Below are 17,589 nucleotides of genomic sequence, written 5' to 3'. Positions count from 1 at the left end.
ACTCCACGCCAGGCTGGAGCTAGGAACTCCCAGCCGTAGTTCTTCGGGGGCACAGCACCTGTGGCTCGGGGCTCTGCCTGCGTCTTCTTCCGAGGAGCGGGACGAACCCAGTGCGGACTTCGGGCATAGTGATCGAGCAAGTAGACGGTGTCGGGCAGGACGACCCGTGGCTTCTTCCGCTGAGCGAATACTGCAGCGCTCCCAGCGAAGAGCAGGCAAAGCAAAACGAGCCCATACCGAAGGAGCTGTGAAGATAGCGTTCTCATAGGTTCTGATGTTGCGTTAGTGTTAGGTAGCTAGTATCTCTGGGCGAAGGAGGCGAAAGGCTCTGCTATATGGCCTCATGCTCCTCCCTTCAAAGGTAGGGATTTCTCGGTAGAAGATGAGGCCAGAGGAGGAGACGTTTTTCTTCCCCAAATAGGGGTGAAAAATGCGGGATCGTTGGGATGCTGGAAAGTCGCTCCCCGAGTGGGTTTCCGAGGGGTAGCACAGAAGGGGTCGAAAAAAACCTACTGTAGGTCGCCCGACCGACCCACGGTAGGTCGCATCACGACCTACTCAGTAGTTTTTTCGGCGACCTACCGTGGGTCGTTTTTCACCCCTCCCAAACGCCCGTACTGAGCGGGCTCGTTCGATACCCATTCTCTCCCTAATCCAGAGCACGACGCACCAGCCCTTCACCTTCGGTGGGAGAAGCGCTTCTTTCTCTTCCTCTTGTAGCAACAAAAGATCCAGCCAGCCCCTAGGGACTAGCTGGATCTAAGCCGATAGCCTTCGACCTCACCCGCTGGATGAACTACTCGTAAAAGTCATAATTTCTATAGCGAGTATAATAGCGAAGAAAAGGGACATCATGGCGGTAGCGCTTCAGACGACGATTGGTCTCAAAGACTCGCTCTCGCTCCTCTTCCGTAGCCGCTCGGGCTTCATAATCCCAGAGAGGATGTAGGGACTCAGGGTTAAGTGCAAAACCTGCCATCAAGCGACAATCGACGAGGACACCGCCTTCATGACATTCGGTAGCAAAGACGGGGTAGACAAGTATTGCCTTCCTCGTCACCCGCACAATGTAGATGGTCTTCGGGAGGTGTCGAGTAAAGTCTGATACATAGTCGACCTTAGTCTCTAGGTCCGACATCGAGGTGAAGGTCACTGAGCGTAGCCACTCAGCCGTCTGCTCTTGGGGCTCCTCCTTCACATAGAAACCAATAAAACGAGGGATACGATCACGGGTCTCCTTCACCCGATAGTCCTCCCAAGAAGCGTAGTGATAGCGAAAGGCAGGGAACTCTGCCGAGTCCTGCACCCCACGCCAGGCTGGAGCTAGGAACTCCCAACCGTAATTCTTCGGAGGCACAGCTCCTGTGGCTCGGGGCGCTACCTGCGTCTTCTTCCGAGGAGCGGGACGAACCCAGTGCGGACTTCGGGCATAGTGATCGAGCAAATAGACGGTGTCGGGCAGGACTACGGGAGGTTTCTTTTTCCGAGCAAATGCAGTGGTGCTCCCAGCGAAGAGCAGGCAGAGCAAGAAGAGCCCATACCGAAGGAGCTGTGAAGATGGCATTCTCATAGATCCTGATGTTGCGTTAGTGTTGGGTAGGTAGCGTCTCTGGGCGAAGGAGGCGAAAGGCTCTGCTATATGGCCTCATGCTCCTCCCTTCAAAGGTAGGGATTTCTCGGTAGAAGATGAGGCCAGAGGAGGAGACGTTTTTCTTTTCCAAATAGGGGCGAAAAATGCGGGATCGTTGGGGTGCTCGAAACCCGCTCCCCGAGCGGGTTTCTGAAGGGTGGCACAGAAAGAGCAGAAAAAAACCTACTGTAGGTCGCCCGACCGACCCACGGTAGGTCGCATCACGACCTACTGTAGGTTTTTTCGGCGACCTACCGTAGATCGGTTTTCCCCCCTCCCAAATGCCCGTACCAAGCGGGCTCGTTGGATGTCCATTTTCTCCTCCCAAGCCCCCCTGAAGGAGGAAGGAAGGAAGAAATGCGCTATATAGAGGCATAGCCTCAGCGATCCTTGTGCAGAGAATGTCTATCTTTGCATGCAAATTGTCTATGCTGTATCCCTACCTCAAGGAGGGGTAGCTGGGCAAGCCATTTGTCAGATCGATACATAGCTATATGGGTGCGCCCAAATCAAAACAATCATCGACGCTACGCTACTCTCGCCTCCTGAGCTTCATCAGTATCACCGTCACGCTCTTCATGCTCGGCGCTCTGGGGCTCGTGTACGTCCTGGAGCAAGGGATGAGTGAAGAGGTGCGGGAGCGTATCTCGTTCACCATCGAACTCCCCGAAGAGGAGGGAAGCAATCCCGAGGCGACTGTCGCCGAGATCCGTAGGCTCCCCTATGTACGGGAGGTACAGATGATCAGCGCCGACAGTGCTGCTCATAGCCTCACCAACGTCCTCGGCGAAGATCCGACGAAGATCCTGGGGTACAACCCACTGGTGCCGATGGCTAAGATCTTCCTCAAGGCTGACTATACCCACCCCGATAGCATCCAGCAGATCATCGCCTCTCAGCCCCTCTTCAAGACAGCCGAAGGGCTCGAAGAGCAACAGGGGCAGTGGGTCTCCGCCTCGAAGAACCTGCAGACGATCCGCCTTGTCCTCTGGATCTTCCTCGGTCTACACCTCATCGTGAGCTTCCTGCAGATCAATACCGCCACGGGGCTCGTCATCTACTCGCAGCGCATGCGCATCCGTACACTCTCGCTCATCGGTGCTACCTCGAGCTTCATCGGTCGCCCCTTCATCCGTAGGGCTGTCCTCGAGGGCTTCGTCGGTGCACTCCTAGCGCTGGTGCTTCTGGCAGGAGCACTCTTCGGCATCGAAGAGGCCTTCGGCTATTCATTGCTTAGACTCTGCCCTCAGATCCCCCTCTTCGGCGTGATCATCTGCGTACCTCTGGTAGGTGTGCTGGTGAGCTTCGTATCCTCCTCGAGAGCTACGCGACGCTATATACATATGGAAGAAGGGAAGATCCATCTGATCTAGTCCCCCTTCTCCCCGTCCGCTATCCAACACTGTATCCACATACCCATGCTCTACAGCAAAAAGAATTATCTCCTGATGGGAGCTTCTCTCATCCTCATCCTCATCGGCTTCATCCTCATGTCGGGTGGCCAGAGCGAAGATCCTACGGCCTTCAGCCCAGAGATCTTCAGTAGCCGACGCATCGTCGTGGCTCCGATCATCTGCCTCTCTGGCTTCATCCTGATGATCTACGCTATCCTAGTCAAGCCTACTCGGGCGAAGAAAGAGGGGGAGGCTGCCTAATGACTATCCTAGAGAGCATCATCCTAGCCATCGTGGAGGGGCTGACGGAGTTCCTCCCCGTCTCCTCTACCGGTCACATGATCCTCACCGAGGGGATCCTCGGGATGGAGAGCACGGCTTACCTCAAAGCCTTCACCGTGATGATCCAGTTCGGAGCCATCCTTTCGGTGGTGGTCTACTACTTCCGTCGCTTCCTACCCTTCCCTATCCTCGGGCTGAAGCCTGACCCGACGACGAGCCTCGGAGGCTGGCGCCTCTACGGGCTGATGATCGTAGGGTGTATCCCCGCAGCTATCCTGGGTGCGCTCTTCAATGAGACGATCGACACCCTGCTCGGTAGCACGTGGGTGGTCCTCGGGATGCTCTTCCTCGGAGGGATCTTGATGATCTACTTCGATCGCATCTTCACCAACAAGACCGAGCGCCCGGTACAAGTACAGAATGCCTTCATCATCGGGCTCTTCCAGTGCCTAGCTATGATCCCTGGCGTATCTCGCTCTATGGCGACGATCTTCGGAGGTATGCAGCAGGGCCTCACCCGTAGACAGGCCGCAGAGTTCTCCTTCTTCCTCGCCGTCCCAACGATGTTTGGCGCTACGCTACTCAAGGGCTACAAGCTCTACAAGGAGCTAGGCATAGAGGTCTTCCAGGAGAACTGGCAGACACTTCTCGTCGGGAATATCGTGGCCTTCGTCGTCGCCCTACTAGCCATCAAGTTCTTCATCGAGTTTGTGACGAAGTACGGCTTCCGTGTCTTCGGCTACTACCGTATCCTACTCTCCGTAGGCGTAGCTATAGCCCTCCTACTCGGAGCCAATATATCTCTCAGCTAAGATGCCAGAGCTACTCGACCTCGTCGCCGGCGCTACCATCGCTCTGGACAAACCCCTGACGTGGAGCTCCTTTAGCCTAGTCAATAAGTTCCGCTGTGAGGCATGTCGCTACCTGGGCATCAAGAAGCTCAAGGTCGGACACGCCGGTACGCTTGACCCGCTAGCCACAGGGGTGATGATCCTCTGCACAGGCAAGCACACCAAGCGAATCGACGAGCTACAGGCTGGACGCAAAGAGTACATCGCCGACATCCGCCTTGGGCAGACGACGCCGACCTTCGACCTAGAGACGGAGCCTGACGCCTACTTCCCTACCGAGCATATCACCCGTGAGGCGGTAGAGGAGGTACTGAAGAGCTTCATCGGCACCATCGAGCAGGTACCCCCTGCCTTCTCCGCTGTGAAGGTCGACGGACGACGAGCCTACGACCTGGCTCGCAAGGGTCGGGACTTCGAGCTCAAGGCTAAGACCCTCGTCATCGATGGGCTAGAGCTCCTCGACTACGACCTACCCCACCTCCGCATCCGTGTGGTCTGTAGCAAGGGCACCTACATACGTGCTCTAGCCCGAGACATCGGCACAGCCCTCGGCTCGGGAGGTCACCTCACCGCCCTACAGCGCACTCGTGTGGGCGACTTCACCCTCGACCAGTGCTTCCGTGTGGAGGATATCCAAGCCTTCCTCCGTGAGCACGTCGCTCCTCGCTCCGACGAAGAATAAGAACGAACCAACCCTCAAGACAGAACTAGATAGAAATGAAGGATACTAAGCTGAGCCACTTCGAGATCGAGATCCCCGAGAGTCTCATAGCCAAGAAGCCTACGAACTTCCGCGATGAGTCTCGCCTCCTGGTACTGCATCGTACGACAGGAGAGATCGAGCACCGCTACTTCAAGGATATCCTTGACTACTTCGGCAAGGATGACGTCTTTGTCTTCAACAATACTAAGGTCTTCCCCGCCCGTATGTACGGCAACAAGGAGAAGACCGGTGCCCAGATCGAGGTCTTCCTCCTCAGAGAGCTAAACCCCGCCTTCAAGCTATGGGACGTCGTCGTCGATCCTGCTCGTAAGATCCGTATCGGTAATAAGCTCTACTTCGGCAAGAACGATGAGCTCGTGGCCGAAGTCATCGACAATACGACCTCCCGTGGACGTACCCTACGCTTCCTCTTCGACGGGTCGCAGGAGGAATTCCGTCGCCTACTCTACGCCATGGGTGAGACGCCCCTACCGAAGTACATGAACCGTAGTCCCAATAGCGAAGATGCGCATCGCTACCAGTCCCTCTTCGCTGAGCATGAGGGTGCGGTAGTAGGGCCAGCGGCGAGTTTCCACTTCAGTCGTGAGCTCCTCCTGCGCATGGAGATCAAGGACATCCGCAAGGCATTCATCACCGTACACAATGGCCTGGGGAACTACAGAGACATCGACGTCGAAGACCTCACCAAGTACAAGATGGAGAGCGAGCAGATGATCATCACCGAAGAAGCCTGCTCCATCGTCAATACGGCCAGTGCTGCAGGGCGCAACATCTGTGCTGTCGGCACATCTGTCCTCCGAGCTATGGAGACAGCTTCGGGCACGGAGCGCCATATGAAGGCCTTCGATGGCTGGACGAGTAAGTTCATCTTCCCTCCCTACGAGTTCAACGTACCCAATGCTCTGGTGACGAACTTCCATATGTCGAAGTCGATCCTCTTGATGATGACGGCTGCCTTCGGAGGGTACGAAGAGACCATGCACGCCTATGCTGTCGCGATCAAGGAGAAGTATCGCTTCGGAGCCTATGGTGATGCTATGCTCATCGTGGACTAACCCTCCCTATGCCTAAGCTCTACCTATCCCTAGGTAGCAACGAAGGGGACAGAGAGCAACTCCTCCGGTCGGCTATAGATGCCATCGGCCTGCTCATCGGGCCAGTCGATGGCATCTCACCCTTCGTCGAGACGGAGCCCTGGGGCTTCGAGAGCCCACATCCCTTCGTCAACGCAGCCCTCTCGGTAGAGACATCTCTCCCTGCGATGGACGTACTCGAGAGGACGCAGTCCATAGAGCGTCAGCTCGGGCGTCGACGCAAGAGCATAGCAGGTCGGTACGAAGATCGCCCCATCGACATCGACCTACTCCTCTACGGCGATCTAGTGCTCACCACCGAGCGACTCACCCTACCTCACCCCCTATTACCAGAGCGACTCTTCGTCCTCGAACCACTAGCCGAGATCGCTCCACAGATCCTACACCCCACCCTAGGCAAGACCATCCAGACGCTCAGAGATGAGCTACGTCTTCGCCTCGGCTAATCCTTACCCTAACTTATGATCCTCATCTTCGGAGGGACTACGGAGGGACGTATCGTCAGCTCCATCCTTGACGAATCCGGCAAGGAATACTATTACTCAACTAAAGGCGACTTTCAGCAGATCGATCTCGTACACGGGGAGCGTGTCTCGGGAGCCATGACTCACGAGGTCATGCGTGACTTCATCCGTGAGAAGGATATCCGTCTAGTCATCGATGCCGCCCATCCCTTCGCAGCCGTCCTGCACAAGACCATCGGCGAAGTCACGGCTGCTCTCTCTATCCCTGTCGTCCGCTACGAACGGCGCTACAGTGAGCGTACGGGCCAGGTGATCGAGTGCGCCAGCTACCAGGAGATGATCGAGAAGCTAGAGGCACAGCCCTGCCATAGACTACTAGCTCTGACGGGCGTCAATACGCTCATCCCCCTCAAACCCTTCTGGGAGAAGCACGAGAGCTTCTTCCGCATCCTCGACCGAGAAGACTCTAGGGAGAAGGCCGAAGCTGCGGGCTTCCCCTTTAGTCATATACGCTACTTCCGTGAGGGGGAGGACCAAGCGCTCTTCGACGAGATACAGCCCGACGCCGTGATCACCAAGGAGAGTGGCGAGAGTGGCTTCTTCGAGGAGAAGATCGCTCCGGCACTAGCTGCTGGCGTGCCCGTCTACATGATCACACGCCCCGCCCTACCAGCCCACTACGAGCAAGTCCAGGGTCCTGTAGGTCTGAGGAAGGCTGTGGAGCGTCTCTGTCCCGACTTCTTCCCTCTGAAGACAGGCTTCACTACGGGCAGTACAGCGACAGCGGCCACCGCAGCGGCACTTCATGCTCTTCTGCACGAAGGAGAGTTCATCGATTCAGCAGAGATCATCCTTCCTTCGGGAGAGGAAGTCAAGCTCCCTGTGGAGCGACTAGAGCGTACAGAGCGAGGCTATCGGGCGATGGCTCGCAAATATTCGGGCGATGACCCCGACGTGACCCACCTCACGGAGATCTGCTCCGAAGTAGCCTTCACCGAGGAGCATGACGGCATACGCTTCCTCCAGGGCGAAGGCGTCGGTATCGTGACCCTCCCAGGGCTGGGGCTGGAGATCGGTGGCCCAGCGATCAACAAGACTCCTAGGCAGATGATGGAGACCATCGTACGTCGTCACTATCCCGTAGGTGGGGTCGATATCACCATCAGCATCCCTCAGGGACGGGAGCTAGCCTCCAAGACCTTCAACCCTCGTCTGGGCATCCTCGATGGGATCTCCGTCGTCGGTACCTCGGGTGTCGTCAAGCCCTTCTCCTCGGAGGCCTTCATTGCCTCCATCGTCCGTCAGGCGGATGTAGCCGTAGCTCTAGGAGCGGACACCATCGTCATCAATTCCGGTGCTAAGAGTGAGAAGTATCTCAAGGCGGCCTTCCCCGAACTCCCCTTCCAGTCCTTCGTCCAGTACGGCAACTTCATCGGGGAGACCCTCGAGAAGCTCGCCTCCCTCTCCATACCCAAGATCTATATGGGTATCATGCTCGGCAAGGCCGTGAAGCTCGCTGAAGGCAACATGGACACCCACAGCAAGAAGGTGGTCATGAACAAGGCCTACCTACACACCGTAGCCACGAAGGCGGGTTGTACCGATCGAGCCCACACCCTCATCGACGGCCTGACACTGGCACGCGAACTATGGCAAGGTCTCAGCGCTGAAGACCTCGACCGCTTCATGCATCAGATCACTGAATCCTGCCACGAAGCTGGCGCTCGTCTCGTCCCCGAGAGTGAGCTCTCCGTCCTCCTCATCGACGATGAGGGCAATATCCGCTACACCTATCCTCGAGACTTCTTCCAAGCCAATAAATAATCCCCGACTATGGAACTACTTCTCAAGCGAGCCTACGAGCCCGCCCTTCCCACCGACGGCTACCGTGTACTCGTCGACCGCCTCTGGCCCCGAGGGCTAAGCAGGGAGCGAGCCCAGCTCGATGAGTGGGCCAAAGACCTAGCACCCTCGACGGAGCTACGCCAATGGTTCGGGCACGATCCCACCCGTTGGGACGAGTTCGCCCGTGACTACCGCTCCGAGCTGGAGGCCTCGACAGCGCCTCAGGACTTCCTCGCTCGCCTCGGAGCTCAGGAGCGGATCACCCTCGTCTACGCAGCCCACGATCAGGAGCACTGCCACCCCTTGGTACTCCGTGCCTACCTACAGACCCTCCTCGCTTCACAGCCTTAGCCTCCCCCATGCTCGACCTCCTGCTCCCTGCCTTCGTTGCCCCTCTTCTCCTAGGCTTCCTCCTAGACCGAGCTCTCGGTGATCCTACGACCTTCGGCCATCCGATCATCTTCTTTGGTCGCCTGATCGGTTGGGGGGAGAAGCACCTGAATCACGGGAAGGGACGTCTGCTCAAGGGCTTTGTTTATAATGGTAGCTTAGTTCTCCTCACCTTCTTCCTTCCCCTGCTCCTCTCCCTCATCCTATTATATAAGGTAGGGGAAAGCTCTTGGCAGGGAGCAGGCTCCGAAGGCACCCTTCTTCTCCTAGGCTATGGCCTCGTCTCCACGCTCCTCAGCTTCTACATGCTCTCGGGGAAGACCCTCCGGGACGAGGTGCAAGGAGTCTTCCGAGCCGTGGGGCGTTCGCTCGAAGAGGGACGCAAGCAGGTGGGGCGTATCGTCGGGCGTGATACGGGGGCACTCTCCGAGCAGGAGATCCGCACCGCAGCGCTCGAGACCCTCGCTGAGAACCTCAGTGACGGCGTCGTCGGCCCAATGCTTGCCTGGGCCTTCCTCGGGATACCGGGTATCCTCACGTACAAGATGATCAACACCCAGGACTCGATGGTCGGCTACCTCAACGAGCGCTACCGAGACTACGGCTACTTCTCGGCCAAGCTCGACGACCTAGCCAATCTCCTACCCTCCCGACTCACTGCCGTCCTGATGCTCCTCTCCGCTGGAAGGCTCGATCTCCTCTCGAAGACCTTCCGCCACGGACGAAGGCACCTCAGCCCCAACTCGGGCTATCCCGAGGCAGCGCTTGCCCTCATGCTTGGCTGTCGCTTCGGCGGTCCACATGACTACTTCGGTGAGGTCGTCGACAAGCCCTTCATCGGTGAAGAGGATCGCCCCCTCACGGATGAAGACCTTCAGCGAGCACTCACGACCACTCGACGAACCGAGCTACTTGCTCTCGTCGTCAGCCTCGTCATCCGGGCTCTGATTCTCCTCACTCTCTCGCTCCTCTTCCTCGTCCTTCTCTTCTCGCTAGGCTAAGGTCGGCGTCCCCCCTCCTTCTACCCATAGAAAGGGGGCTTCTCTAGCCCCTATTCTGAGAGCCCTTCCGCAGGGCACGAAAACGACCTACGGTAGGTCGCATCGACGACCCACGGTAGGTCGTCTCAGGCGACCTACAGTAGGTTTTTTTCGGGCGACCTACCGTAGGTCGTTTTTTACCCCTCCCCAGCGCCCCTTCCCAGCCACACTCTGAAGCCCCGCCCATCTCATCTTTACCTTCCCTCCGAGTAGATCAGATATTCGTCAGGGACTTCCATCCCCACGAAGACACGGAGCTCCGAGTACGAAAGATCAGGGGCTCCTAAGGTCAAGTTTTTGGAAAGAATGGTGCCTTATTTAAAAAATTTTCATACCTTTGCAGGCGATAAGTGCGTCTAGGTCATGGCAATTACTCCCCAGGGAGTGTAAGGTCTAGCAACTGACAAGGGTTGTATCCCTGCGTATAGATATGCATAGGATGCCCGCAGTCCCACCTCCTCCTATTATAGTGATAAGATAGAGAGATGAGTGAACGCTAGTCACCTCCCTCGGCTGAACGACCAGCCTCAAGACGCTATATTTAGTAACATATAAATAAGAGTAAATGAAAAAGTTCTACATGGCTCTTGTGGCTGTCAGCCTCCTCGCCTCCTGCTCCAAGGAGAACGTCGAGCCCCAGCCCAAGCAGCCCCAAGCAGCCCAAGAAAGCATCGATGCTGTTGACCCCAACACACCTGGTGCTATTCGCCTAAGCCTCAGCGCTGACGTTGCGCCCATCGAGCTCGCTCAAGATAACATCTTTGGAGGGGATGGCCAGGAGGCTCGTGGTACAGAGCTCACCGTGAGTGGGCCCAACCTCAACAAGGCGATCACATACAAGATCACCCCTGGTGCAGGGGGCAAAGTACCTGCCCTATTGTACCTCTATGACAACGTAGGGGGGATCTCTATCAACGGTTCAGCGACTGTAGTCAATGATGGTAAGGGTGTAAACCTTTCACTTGGCATGTTGCTAGACCCTAAGGTAGCAACAGGTGGAACCCTGAAGCGTCTAGCAGATAAGAAGATGAAGGGCACTAAGCTTTCTATCATGATCGGGCATGAAGTTAATGGATCAAAGTACTTCTTCACCAACAAGGGGGCCCAAAAGATCACTTATAAGCCTGGTGAAAAGACTACTCTCGGTAATAACTTCCTCCTCCTCAAGGCTACGGGTCTTGAATTGGAATATGATGCGGCCACAGATATAATCTCTGTCAAGGGGGGTAAGGTAAGTCTTCAAATGCAGGGGTACCTCGTCGTCGCACGCTTCCAGAACAAATTCCCCTCAAAGATGCTACACCATCGCTGGAATAAAATCAGTGAGAACCCATACGGAGTGAATGCTCAGGGTCAGCGTGTAACAGGCTATGCGGATATGGCTGAGGTAAATCGCCCCCCTCTTGGCGTCACCCTAAGTGTTGATAACCTATCGGGGACCTACCAGACGACGATTGAGCATGCCAATGCGCTGAACAGATTTAAGGTCGGGGAGGATTTCGACAATACTTCTTACCAAGATCCAAACATCCTTAACAAGCGTACGATGACTACAGGCTTCAAAGTAGCTGTAAAGCCTGGTTTCAGAGAACGCGAGAACTTCTTAGATGCATATGCTATAGGGGAGGCTGAGATACCTGTCGGCTCTGCTAAGAATGCAAATCAGTTCGACAATGGAGAGCAGTTCTTCCTCCTATACTGTCCTAATCCTTTTGATAGAGGCAGCATCGCCTACAGATCCCTCATGAAGCTCTACTATGATGGCTCGCCTTTCGCAACGATACATACGGGGAATAGTCAGGGATATGCATTCTGCTATCTGAAGAACAGGAAGAATTCATTCCGGAAGACAAAGGATGCTACGGGGAACAAGTACTACTACGTGACTTTCCCCATTGAGTCGACAGACTTCGTGGGCGGATCTAACTATTGGACCCAAGACAGGCAGGCGCGCTTCGATGCGTACAAGGCAGCTCAAGCTAAGTACAAGCTTAACTAGTGTTAGTAAAGAATGAATAAGACGATGAAAGCAATATATAAGCAGGCTTACGAGGCTCCTAAGATGGAGAGCTTCAAGCTCAAGCAGTCGGTGGATGTACTTTCGACATTCTCTGTCGGTGGTGACATCGAGGATCCCAGCTATGGTGACTCATCAGATTGGGGTGATCTAGAGAACCAGATCTGGCGCGACAACGAGTCAGCAGGCTTCTAATCCTCGGCCTCTCCCAAGGATCATATATTGGAGCGCCCACGCTATGCGAGTTCATGACTCGGCGTAGCGTGGGCGCTTCGGTTATACTCATCTGGGAGAATATCAAACTCACCTCTCTTCTCACTAGTTCCAGCAAACTCCTCAGAGCCTCTTGCCGCTCCTTATTGCGACCTACGGTAGGTCGCATCGACGACCCACGGGAGGTCGGTCAGGCGACCTACAGTAGGTTTTTCGGCGACCTACCGTGGGTCGTTTTTTGCCCCCCCCCGAGCGCCCTTCTCCAGCGACGCTCTGAAGCCCTCTTTTTCCCTCTGCCATCCCCAGGCAAAGAAAAGGGTGGAGATAGAAGGTGATCTAGGGACGAATGGCGGGCAAAAGGGGCATATTTGCCCAAAAAGTAGTATCTTAGAGCCTTGGTAGTGCACTCCATCCGTGCCTACACAAGTGAATACAACTTTTAGACTAGAATGCTGGATCGAGAAGACAGAATTATAGACATCAACATCGAGGATGAGATGAAGACTGCCTACATAGACTACTCTATGTCGGTCATCGTCTCTCGTGCTCTCCCTGATGTACGTGATGGCTTCAAGCCCGTCCATCGTCGTGTGCTCTACGCCATGAACGAAGACGGGAATACCTATGACAAGCCCACCCGTAAGTGCGCCAGCGCTGTCGGGCAGGTGATGAAGTACTATCACCCACACGGAGACTCCTCCATCTACGGTACCCTCGTGCGTCTTGCCCAGCCCTGGAACCTCCGCTATCCGCTGGTCCAAGGTCAGGGGAACTTCGGGTCAATCGACGGCGACTCACCCGCAGCGATGCGTTATACGGAGTCGCGCCTGAATCGTCTAGCGAGCGAGATGCTCCGAGACATTGACAAGGATACGGTAGACTTCCAGAATAACTTCGACGACTCCACCGTCGAGCCTACCGTCCTACCCGCTCGCTTCCCTAACCTCCTAGTCAACGGCTCGGCAGGGATCGCCGTCGGGATGGCGACGAACATGGCTCCGCACAACCTGTCTGAGTCGATCAACGCCTGCGTGGCTTACATCGACCATCATGGTCAGATCGATGCCTCAGAACTGATCGAATACATCAAGGCTCCAGACTTCCCTACCGGGGGGATCATCTACGGCTATGCAGGCGTACGTGAGGCCTTCGAGACTGGACGTGGACGTATCGTCATCCGCAGTCGCTGCGAGATCGAGGAGCACAACAACCACGAGCGTATCATCGTCACCGAGATACCCTATCAGGTCAATAAGAGTGAGCTGGTCAAGGGAATAGCAGACCTGATCACCGACAAGAAGATCGAAGGCATCTCGGGCATCTCCGACGAATCGAACCGCAAGGGGATCCGCATCGTCATCGACATCAAGCGTGATGCTAATTCGGGCGTCGTCCTGAATAAGCTCTACAAGATGACAGCACTGCAGAGCTCCTTCAGCGTCAATAATATTGCTCTGGTGAAGGGGCGTCCTCAGCTACTCAACCTACGTGACCTCATCGAGCTCTTCATCGAGCACCGTCATGATGTCGTCTACCGCCGTACACAGTTCGAGCTACGCAAGGCTGAGGAGCGTGTCCACATACTCGAGGGCTTGATCATCGCCGTAGACAATATCGACGAGGTCATCCGCATCATCCGTGCAGCTAGCGAACCTCAGGAAGCCATAGAGCACCTGATGGAGCGCTTCTCCCTCTCGCTCATCCAGGCTCGAGCTATCGTAGATATGCGTCTACGTGCTCTGACGGGTCTGGAGCGTGAGAAGCTGAAGGAAGAGTATGCTGCCCTGATGAAGGAGATCGAGCGACTAAAGGCCCTCCTAGCGGACAAGGAACTACGTGCTCAGCTGATCCGTGAGGAGCTTCTCGAGATCAAGGAGAAGTACGGCGACGAGCGTCGTAGCGAGATCATCTACACGGCCGAAGAGTTCAATCCTGAAGACTTCTACGCCGATGACGACATGGTCATCACCATCTCGCACCACGGCTACATCAAGCGCACTCCCCTCTCCGACTTCCGTTCACAGGCTCGTGGCGGTGTAGGTGCTAAGGGTAGCGATACACGAGACGAAGACTTCATCGAGTACATCTATTCAGCCTCAATGCATGAGACGATGCTCCTCTTCACCCAGATGGGGCGTTGCTACTGGCTCAAGGTATATGAGATCCCCGAAGGCGCTAAGAATGCCAAGGGTCGTGCACTGCAGAATCTCCTCAATATCGAGCCTGGAGACCGAGTCAATGCCTTCATCCGTGTGAAGAATCTCACACGAGACACTGAGTTCGTGAACTCCCACTACCTCATCTTCTGCACCAAGCGTGGTACGATCAAGAAGACCCTGCTGGAGGCTTACTCTCGCCCCCGTGCTAATGGGGTCATCGCCATCAACCTCGTCGAGGGCGACCAGCTCGTAGGCGTCGGCCTGACGAACGGCGATAGCGAGATCCTCATCGCCAATCGCAACGGCCGTGCAGTACGCTTCCACGAGTCCGCAGTCCGTGCTATGGGCCGCAACGCTACAGGGGTACGAGGCATGACGCTCGACGATGACGGCCGAGACGAAGTCATCGGTATGCTCACCGTAGCTCAGGGTACCGAAGAGACCATCCTCGTCATCAGTGAGCAGGGCTATGGTAAGCGCTCCGTCGTCGAAGACTACCGCAAGACCAACCGTGGCACCAAGGGTGTGAAGACCCTCAACATCACGGACAAGACGGGCGAACTCGTAGCGATCCGTCCCGTGACCGATGAGCACGATCTGATGATCATCAACAAGAGCGGGATCACCATCCGTGTCCATGCTCGTGATATCTCCGTCCAGGGTCGTGCTACCCAGGGTGTACGTATCATCGACCTGAAGAAGCGGGGGGATGAGATCGCCTCCGTCTGCCAGGTCCTCTCCGAAGAGGAAGAGGAAGTCGCTGACGAAGTGACTAGCGAAACCACCTCCTCCACCGAAGCTACTCCTATCCAAGGTGAGGCTCTACAGGATCAGCTCCCACAGGAGTTCCTCGACCGAGCTCTCAACGAAGACAATAATAACTAGACACACTAACACCGAATGAAAATGAAGAAATTAGTTTGTGCTATTGCCCTAGGTCTGATGACCTCTGCTGGTGCTTTCGCCCAGGTAGCCAACGTCAAGTCAGCTGAGAAGATCGCTAACTCCGACAAGCCTGACCTCGCTGAAGCTCGCCGACTCATCACGGAGGCTCTGGCCAACGATGAGACGAAGAATGACCCCTACACCTGGTATGTAGCTGGGCTCATCGAGAATAAGGCTTATACCGAAGAGTTCAAGAAGGCTGCGATCGATCAGAACATGGACCGCACGCCCATGTATGTAGCTCTGACGGCCTCCGTACCCTCATGGCTCAAGGTCTACGAGATCGAGAGCCAGCCCAACGAAAAGGGTAAGGTCAACCTCAAGTACACCAAGAAGCTTCAGGAAGTCCTACACAATGACTACGTCCAGCTCTTCAACGGTGGTGCGTGGTTCCTACAGAACAACAAGTACGCCGAAGGTGTCGATGCTCTGGAGCAGTTCCTCGCAGTCAAGAAGGCTCCTCTCTTCGCTGAAGACAAGGACGTAGCTACCATCGACTCCACAGCGATGAACGCTGCCTACTATGCTATCGGTGCAGCGAGCACCCTGCGCAACTATGACCGTGTCATCGACCTCTACAATCGCTTCGGTTCGATCTCGCTCAACCCTAAGGATGTCCACCAGTGGGCTGTCTCTGCCTTCTTCGCTAAGAAGGACTCTGTAGGGGCTATCCCTGTACTCATCGAGGCAGTTAAGGTATCTCCTGATGAGCCTTACTTCCTAGTGAATCTGGTGAACATCTACCAGCAGAGCGGTAAGGAAGCTGAAGCAAACAAGCTCCTCGATGATCGCCTCGCTGCCAATCCTCAGGACGCTACGGCACTGCTCGTCAAGGGCTCTATCCTCGAAGACAAGGATCTGAAGAGTGCCCTCGGTTGGTACTACAAGGCTGCTAAGGCTGATCCCTCCAACACCAATGCCTTCATCTATCTCGGTGCTGGCCTCTACAACGCAGCTGCTAAGCTCTACGAGAATAGCGAAGTCACGCAGGCCACGACTAAGATGGCTAACGACCTGCTGAAGGCTGCTCTGCCTGCTCTGGAGATCGCCTACAAGTCTCGCCCTGACAACATCAAGGGGATCCTCGGTAGCATCTACTACCAGATGGATATGAAGGACAAGCGTGAAGCTCTGGATGCTGGTACGCTCGAAGTAGGTAATCCTACCCTTCCTGACCTGACGGATCTGCTTCAGAACCTCGATCTCACGGTCACCAAGAAGGCGCCCGCTGCAGTCGAACCTGTCGAACAGCCTGCTCAGAAGGCTACCACGAAGAAGGCTCCTGCTAAGCGTCGCAAGTAATCCCTTCGCTCCCTAAGCTAAGAGCGCCCCCACAGCCTACGGTAGGCTGTGGGGGCGCTCTTGTTTTCGGCTAGTCCGACCGAGGGGTTCGCTATGATCGGGCGGGTGAAGACCTTCGACCTCGGGCGATGGTCACGAGCCAGACACCACAGAAGATCAGGACGATCGCCAGCGCATGCCACCAGGTGAAGAGCGCTAGTCCGAGGATGACACTCACCACGACAGCCACGATAGGCTGGACATAGTTGTACATGCTCACGACCGTGGGGCGAAGCGTCCTCTGCCCATTGATCATCAGCAGGTAGCTGACGAAAGTGCCGAAGAAGACGACGTAGCCGACCTCCAGTAGAGTCTTCGTCGAGAGCGAGGAGAAGTTCGTCGTGAGGACTTCGCTTGCCGTCCAGGGCAGGAGCAGGATCGACGCCCAGAGGAACATCCACTTATTCACCGTGAAGACCGAATATTTCTTCGCTAGTTTCCCGAAGATCGTCAGATACAGTGCATAGGACACCTGCCCTCCGACGCAGAGGAGATCCCCACGTATATCCCCCAGCTGGAGTGCCGAGCCCGAGGCCTGAGCACTGCTCCAGATCAGGAGGAAGGCGCCACAGCACCCGAGGGCGACGCCTAGTGCCTTCTGCTGGGTGATCGGCTCCCTCAGGATGGGGGCCGACAGGATGAGGGCGAAGATAGGCATCGTCGTAGTGACGATCCCGGCATTGATGGGGCTCGTGAGACTTAGCCCGATGGTGAAGCAGCACTGATTGCACACCAGGCCAAAGATCGCCGCTCCGACGAAAAGCACTCGATCCCGAGGTGCTACCCGCTCTCTTGGGGCTAAGAGTGAGGCGAGCCAGAAGAGTATAGCTCCGCCAAGTACCCTGAAGGAGACCAAGGTGATCCCACTGATCCCGTGCTGTAGTGCGTCCTTCCCCAGAGGCGACATGAGCCCCCAGCAGACGGCAGCGCCTAGGAGACTCAGGTGAGCCCCTAGGGCTCTCGTTCCTTCGTTTTTCATGGCGCAAAGATACGCTTTCTCCCTCCTCCTTCGTCCGAGCGCTACCTCTGGAGGGGGCTCTTCCCCCTCGTTTCTACCCCCTCCAGCTTCCCCCGATTTCGCTCCATTTTCATGGTAGAAAAAGAAGGCCTTCCTCCCCCACCCTTCGAAGTACCCTTTCCACGGGAGAAACCCCATCGCCACGACCCAACTTCGGCACGCCCTTCTGGAGAGCTGAAAAG

At 55.9% G+C, this 17,589-nt stretch carries 16 protein-coding genes; 13 read left to right on the top strand and 3 right to left on the bottom strand.

Going from position 1 to position 17,589, the window contains the following annotated elements; translation table 11 throughout:
- Both HMPREF1556_RS08715 and HMPREF1556_RS03815 read right to left on the bottom strand, forming a co-directional pair.
- A partial coding sequence (locus HMPREF1556_RS08715; RefSeq protein WP_021666957.1) for a hypothetical protein occupies nt 1-266 on the bottom strand: 266 nt, incomplete at its 3' end.
- 530 nt (nt 267-796) lie between these two features.
- Nucleotides 797-1,570, bottom strand: coding sequence for a hypothetical protein (locus tag HMPREF1556_RS03815; protein ID WP_021666954.1), 774 nt, complete (start codon nt 1,568-1,570; stop codon nt 797-799).
- A gap of 554 nt (nt 1,571-2,124) precedes the next feature.
- Between HMPREF1556_RS03815 and HMPREF1556_RS03810 the strand changes: the two genes are divergently transcribed.
- The 13 genes from HMPREF1556_RS03810 (at nt 2,125) to HMPREF1556_RS03750 (ending at nt 16,350) form a co-directional block, all read left to right on the top strand.
- Entirely contained in the window at nt 2,125-3,003 is an 879-nt protein-coding gene (locus HMPREF1556_RS03810; protein WP_021666951.1) for an ABC transporter permease, read from the top strand.
- Between the two features lie 45 nt (nt 3,004-3,048).
- A complete protein-coding gene (locus HMPREF1556_RS03805) occupies nt 3,049-3,285 on the top strand; it encodes a DUF3098 domain-containing protein (protein ID WP_021666950.1) in 237 nt (78 codons plus the stop codon).
- Nucleotides 3,285-4,118 (top strand): undecaprenyl-diphosphatase UppP, encoded by an 834-nt coding sequence (gene uppP, locus HMPREF1556_RS03800; protein WP_021666949.1) that lies wholly within the window; start codon nt 3,285-3,287, stop codon nt 4,116-4,118. The genes HMPREF1556_RS03805 and uppP overlap by 1 nt, the downstream gene beginning before the upstream one ends.
- 1 nt (nt 4,119) lies before the next feature.
- The gene (gene truB, locus HMPREF1556_RS03795; protein ID WP_021666948.1) at nt 4,120-4,839 is read left to right on the top strand and encodes a tRNA pseudouridine(55) synthase TruB; all 720 of its coding nucleotides are present in this window, start codon (nt 4,120-4,122) and stop codon (nt 4,837-4,839) included.
- 35 nt (nt 4,840-4,874) lie between these two features.
- Nucleotides 4,875-5,936, top strand: coding sequence for a tRNA preQ1(34) S-adenosylmethionine ribosyltransferase-isomerase QueA (gene queA, locus HMPREF1556_RS03790; protein WP_021666947.1), 1,062 nt, complete (start codon nt 4,875-4,877; stop codon nt 5,934-5,936).
- A gap of 8 nt (nt 5,937-5,944) precedes the next feature.
- Nucleotides 5,945-6,421, top strand: coding sequence for a 2-amino-4-hydroxy-6-hydroxymethyldihydropteridine diphosphokinase (gene folK / locus HMPREF1556_RS03785; RefSeq protein ID WP_021666946.1), 477 nt, complete (start codon nt 5,945-5,947; stop codon nt 6,419-6,421).
- A gap of 15 nt (nt 6,422-6,436) precedes the next feature.
- The gene (cbiD, locus tag HMPREF1556_RS03780) at nt 6,437-8,263 is read left to right on the top strand and encodes a cobalt-precorrin-5B (C(1))-methyltransferase CbiD (protein WP_021666945.1); all 1,827 of its coding nucleotides are present in this window, start codon (nt 6,437-6,439) and stop codon (nt 8,261-8,263) included.
- 9 nt (nt 8,264-8,272) lie between these two features.
- Nucleotides 8,273-8,635, top strand: a complete 363-nt coding sequence (locus HMPREF1556_RS03775) for a DUF488 domain-containing protein (protein WP_021666944.1) — start codon at nt 8,273-8,275, stop codon at nt 8,633-8,635.
- Nucleotides 8,636-8,643: 8 nt separating this feature from the next.
- Nucleotides 8,644-9,675, top strand: a complete 1,032-nt coding sequence (cbiB, locus tag HMPREF1556_RS03770) for an adenosylcobinamide-phosphate synthase CbiB (RefSeq protein ID WP_021666943.1) — start codon at nt 8,644-8,646, stop codon at nt 9,673-9,675.
- Between the two features lie 604 nt (nt 9,676-10,279).
- Complete coding sequence (locus HMPREF1556_RS03765; RefSeq protein WP_021666941.1) at nt 10,280-11,713, top strand: hypothetical protein; 1,434 nt, start codon at nt 10,280-10,282, stop codon at nt 11,711-11,713.
- A 24-nt stretch (nt 11,714-11,737) separates the two neighbouring features.
- A complete protein-coding gene (locus tag HMPREF1556_RS03760; protein WP_157047509.1) occupies nt 11,738-11,926 on the top strand; it encodes a hypothetical protein in 189 nt (62 codons plus the stop codon).
- A 467-nt stretch (nt 11,927-12,393) separates the two neighbouring features.
- Nucleotides 12,394-14,988 carry a DNA gyrase subunit A gene (gyrA, locus tag HMPREF1556_RS03755; RefSeq protein ID WP_021666938.1) on the top strand — a complete coding sequence of 865 codons (2,595 nt, stop codon included), beginning with the start codon at nt 12,394-12,396 and terminating at the stop codon, nt 14,986-14,988.
- 21 nt (nt 14,989-15,009) lie between these two features.
- Nucleotides 15,010-16,350 (top strand): lipopolysaccharide assembly protein LapB, encoded by a 1,341-nt coding sequence (locus HMPREF1556_RS03750; protein WP_232299034.1) that lies wholly within the window; start codon nt 15,010-15,012, stop codon nt 16,348-16,350.
- A gap of 91 nt (nt 16,351-16,441) precedes the next feature.
- Here HMPREF1556_RS03750 and HMPREF1556_RS03745 read toward each other — a convergent pair whose 3' ends face one another.
- The gene (locus tag HMPREF1556_RS03745; protein ID WP_044125184.1) at nt 16,442-17,368 is read right to left on the bottom strand and encodes a DMT family transporter; all 927 of its coding nucleotides are present in this window, start codon (nt 17,366-17,368) and stop codon (nt 16,442-16,444) included.
- Nucleotides 17,369-17,589: the final 221 nt, after the last annotated feature.

Origin of the sequence: Porphyromonas sp. oral taxon 278 str. W7784 (genome assembly GCF_000467855.2) — a bacterium.
In the GTDB taxonomy this organism is placed as follows: Bacteria; Bacteroidota; Bacteroidia; order Bacteroidales; family Porphyromonadaceae; genus Porphyromonas.
The sequence above is the reverse complement of the archived record's forward strand: the minus strand, read 5'-3'. Positions and strand labels throughout refer to the sequence as shown.

What these genes read in the sequence shown, in the direction of transcription:
- HMPREF1556_RS03765 (WP_021666941.1), top strand. Translation starts at nt 10,280, where the DNA reads ATGAAAAAGTTCTACATGGCTCTTGTGGCTGTCAGCCTCCTCGCCTCC.
- cbiD (WP_021666945.1), top strand. Translation starts at nt 6,437, where the DNA reads ATGATCCTCATCTTCGGAGGGACTACGGAGGGACGTATCGTCAGCTCC.
- HMPREF1556_RS03745 (WP_044125184.1), bottom strand. Translation starts at nt 17,368, where the DNA reads ATGAAAAACGAAGGAACGAGAGCCCTAGGGGCTCACCTGAGTCTCCTA.
- truB (WP_021666948.1), top strand. Translation starts at nt 4,120, where the DNA reads ATGCCAGAGCTACTCGACCTCGTCGCCGGCGCTACCATCGCTCTGGAC.
- HMPREF1556_RS03760 (WP_157047509.1), top strand. Translation starts at nt 11,738, where the DNA reads ATGAAAGCAATATATAAGCAGGCTTACGAGGCTCCTAAGATGGAGAGC.
- queA (WP_021666947.1), top strand. Translation starts at nt 4,875, where the DNA reads ATGAAGGATACTAAGCTGAGCCACTTCGAGATCGAGATCCCCGAGAGT.
- uppP (WP_021666949.1), top strand. Translation starts at nt 3,285, where the DNA reads ATGACTATCCTAGAGAGCATCATCCTAGCCATCGTGGAGGGGCTGACG.
- gyrA (WP_021666938.1), top strand. Translation starts at nt 12,394, where the DNA reads ATGCTGGATCGAGAAGACAGAATTATAGACATCAACATCGAGGATGAG.
- HMPREF1556_RS03805 (WP_021666950.1), top strand. Translation starts at nt 3,049, where the DNA reads ATGCTCTACAGCAAAAAGAATTATCTCCTGATGGGAGCTTCTCTCATC.
- HMPREF1556_RS03810 (WP_021666951.1), top strand. Translation starts at nt 2,125, where the DNA reads ATGGGTGCGCCCAAATCAAAACAATCATCGACGCTACGCTACTCTCGC.
- HMPREF1556_RS03750 (WP_232299034.1), top strand. Translation starts at nt 15,010, where the DNA reads ATGAAGAAATTAGTTTGTGCTATTGCCCTAGGTCTGATGACCTCTGCT.
- folK (WP_021666946.1), top strand. Translation starts at nt 5,945, where the DNA reads ATGCCTAAGCTCTACCTATCCCTAGGTAGCAACGAAGGGGACAGAGAG.
- cbiB (WP_021666943.1), top strand. Translation starts at nt 8,644, where the DNA reads ATGCTCGACCTCCTGCTCCCTGCCTTCGTTGCCCCTCTTCTCCTAGGC.
- HMPREF1556_RS03775 (WP_021666944.1), top strand. Translation starts at nt 8,273, where the DNA reads ATGGAACTACTTCTCAAGCGAGCCTACGAGCCCGCCCTTCCCACCGAC.
- HMPREF1556_RS03815 (WP_021666954.1), bottom strand. Translation starts at nt 1,570, where the DNA reads ATGAGAATGCCATCTTCACAGCTCCTTCGGTATGGGCTCTTCTTGCTC.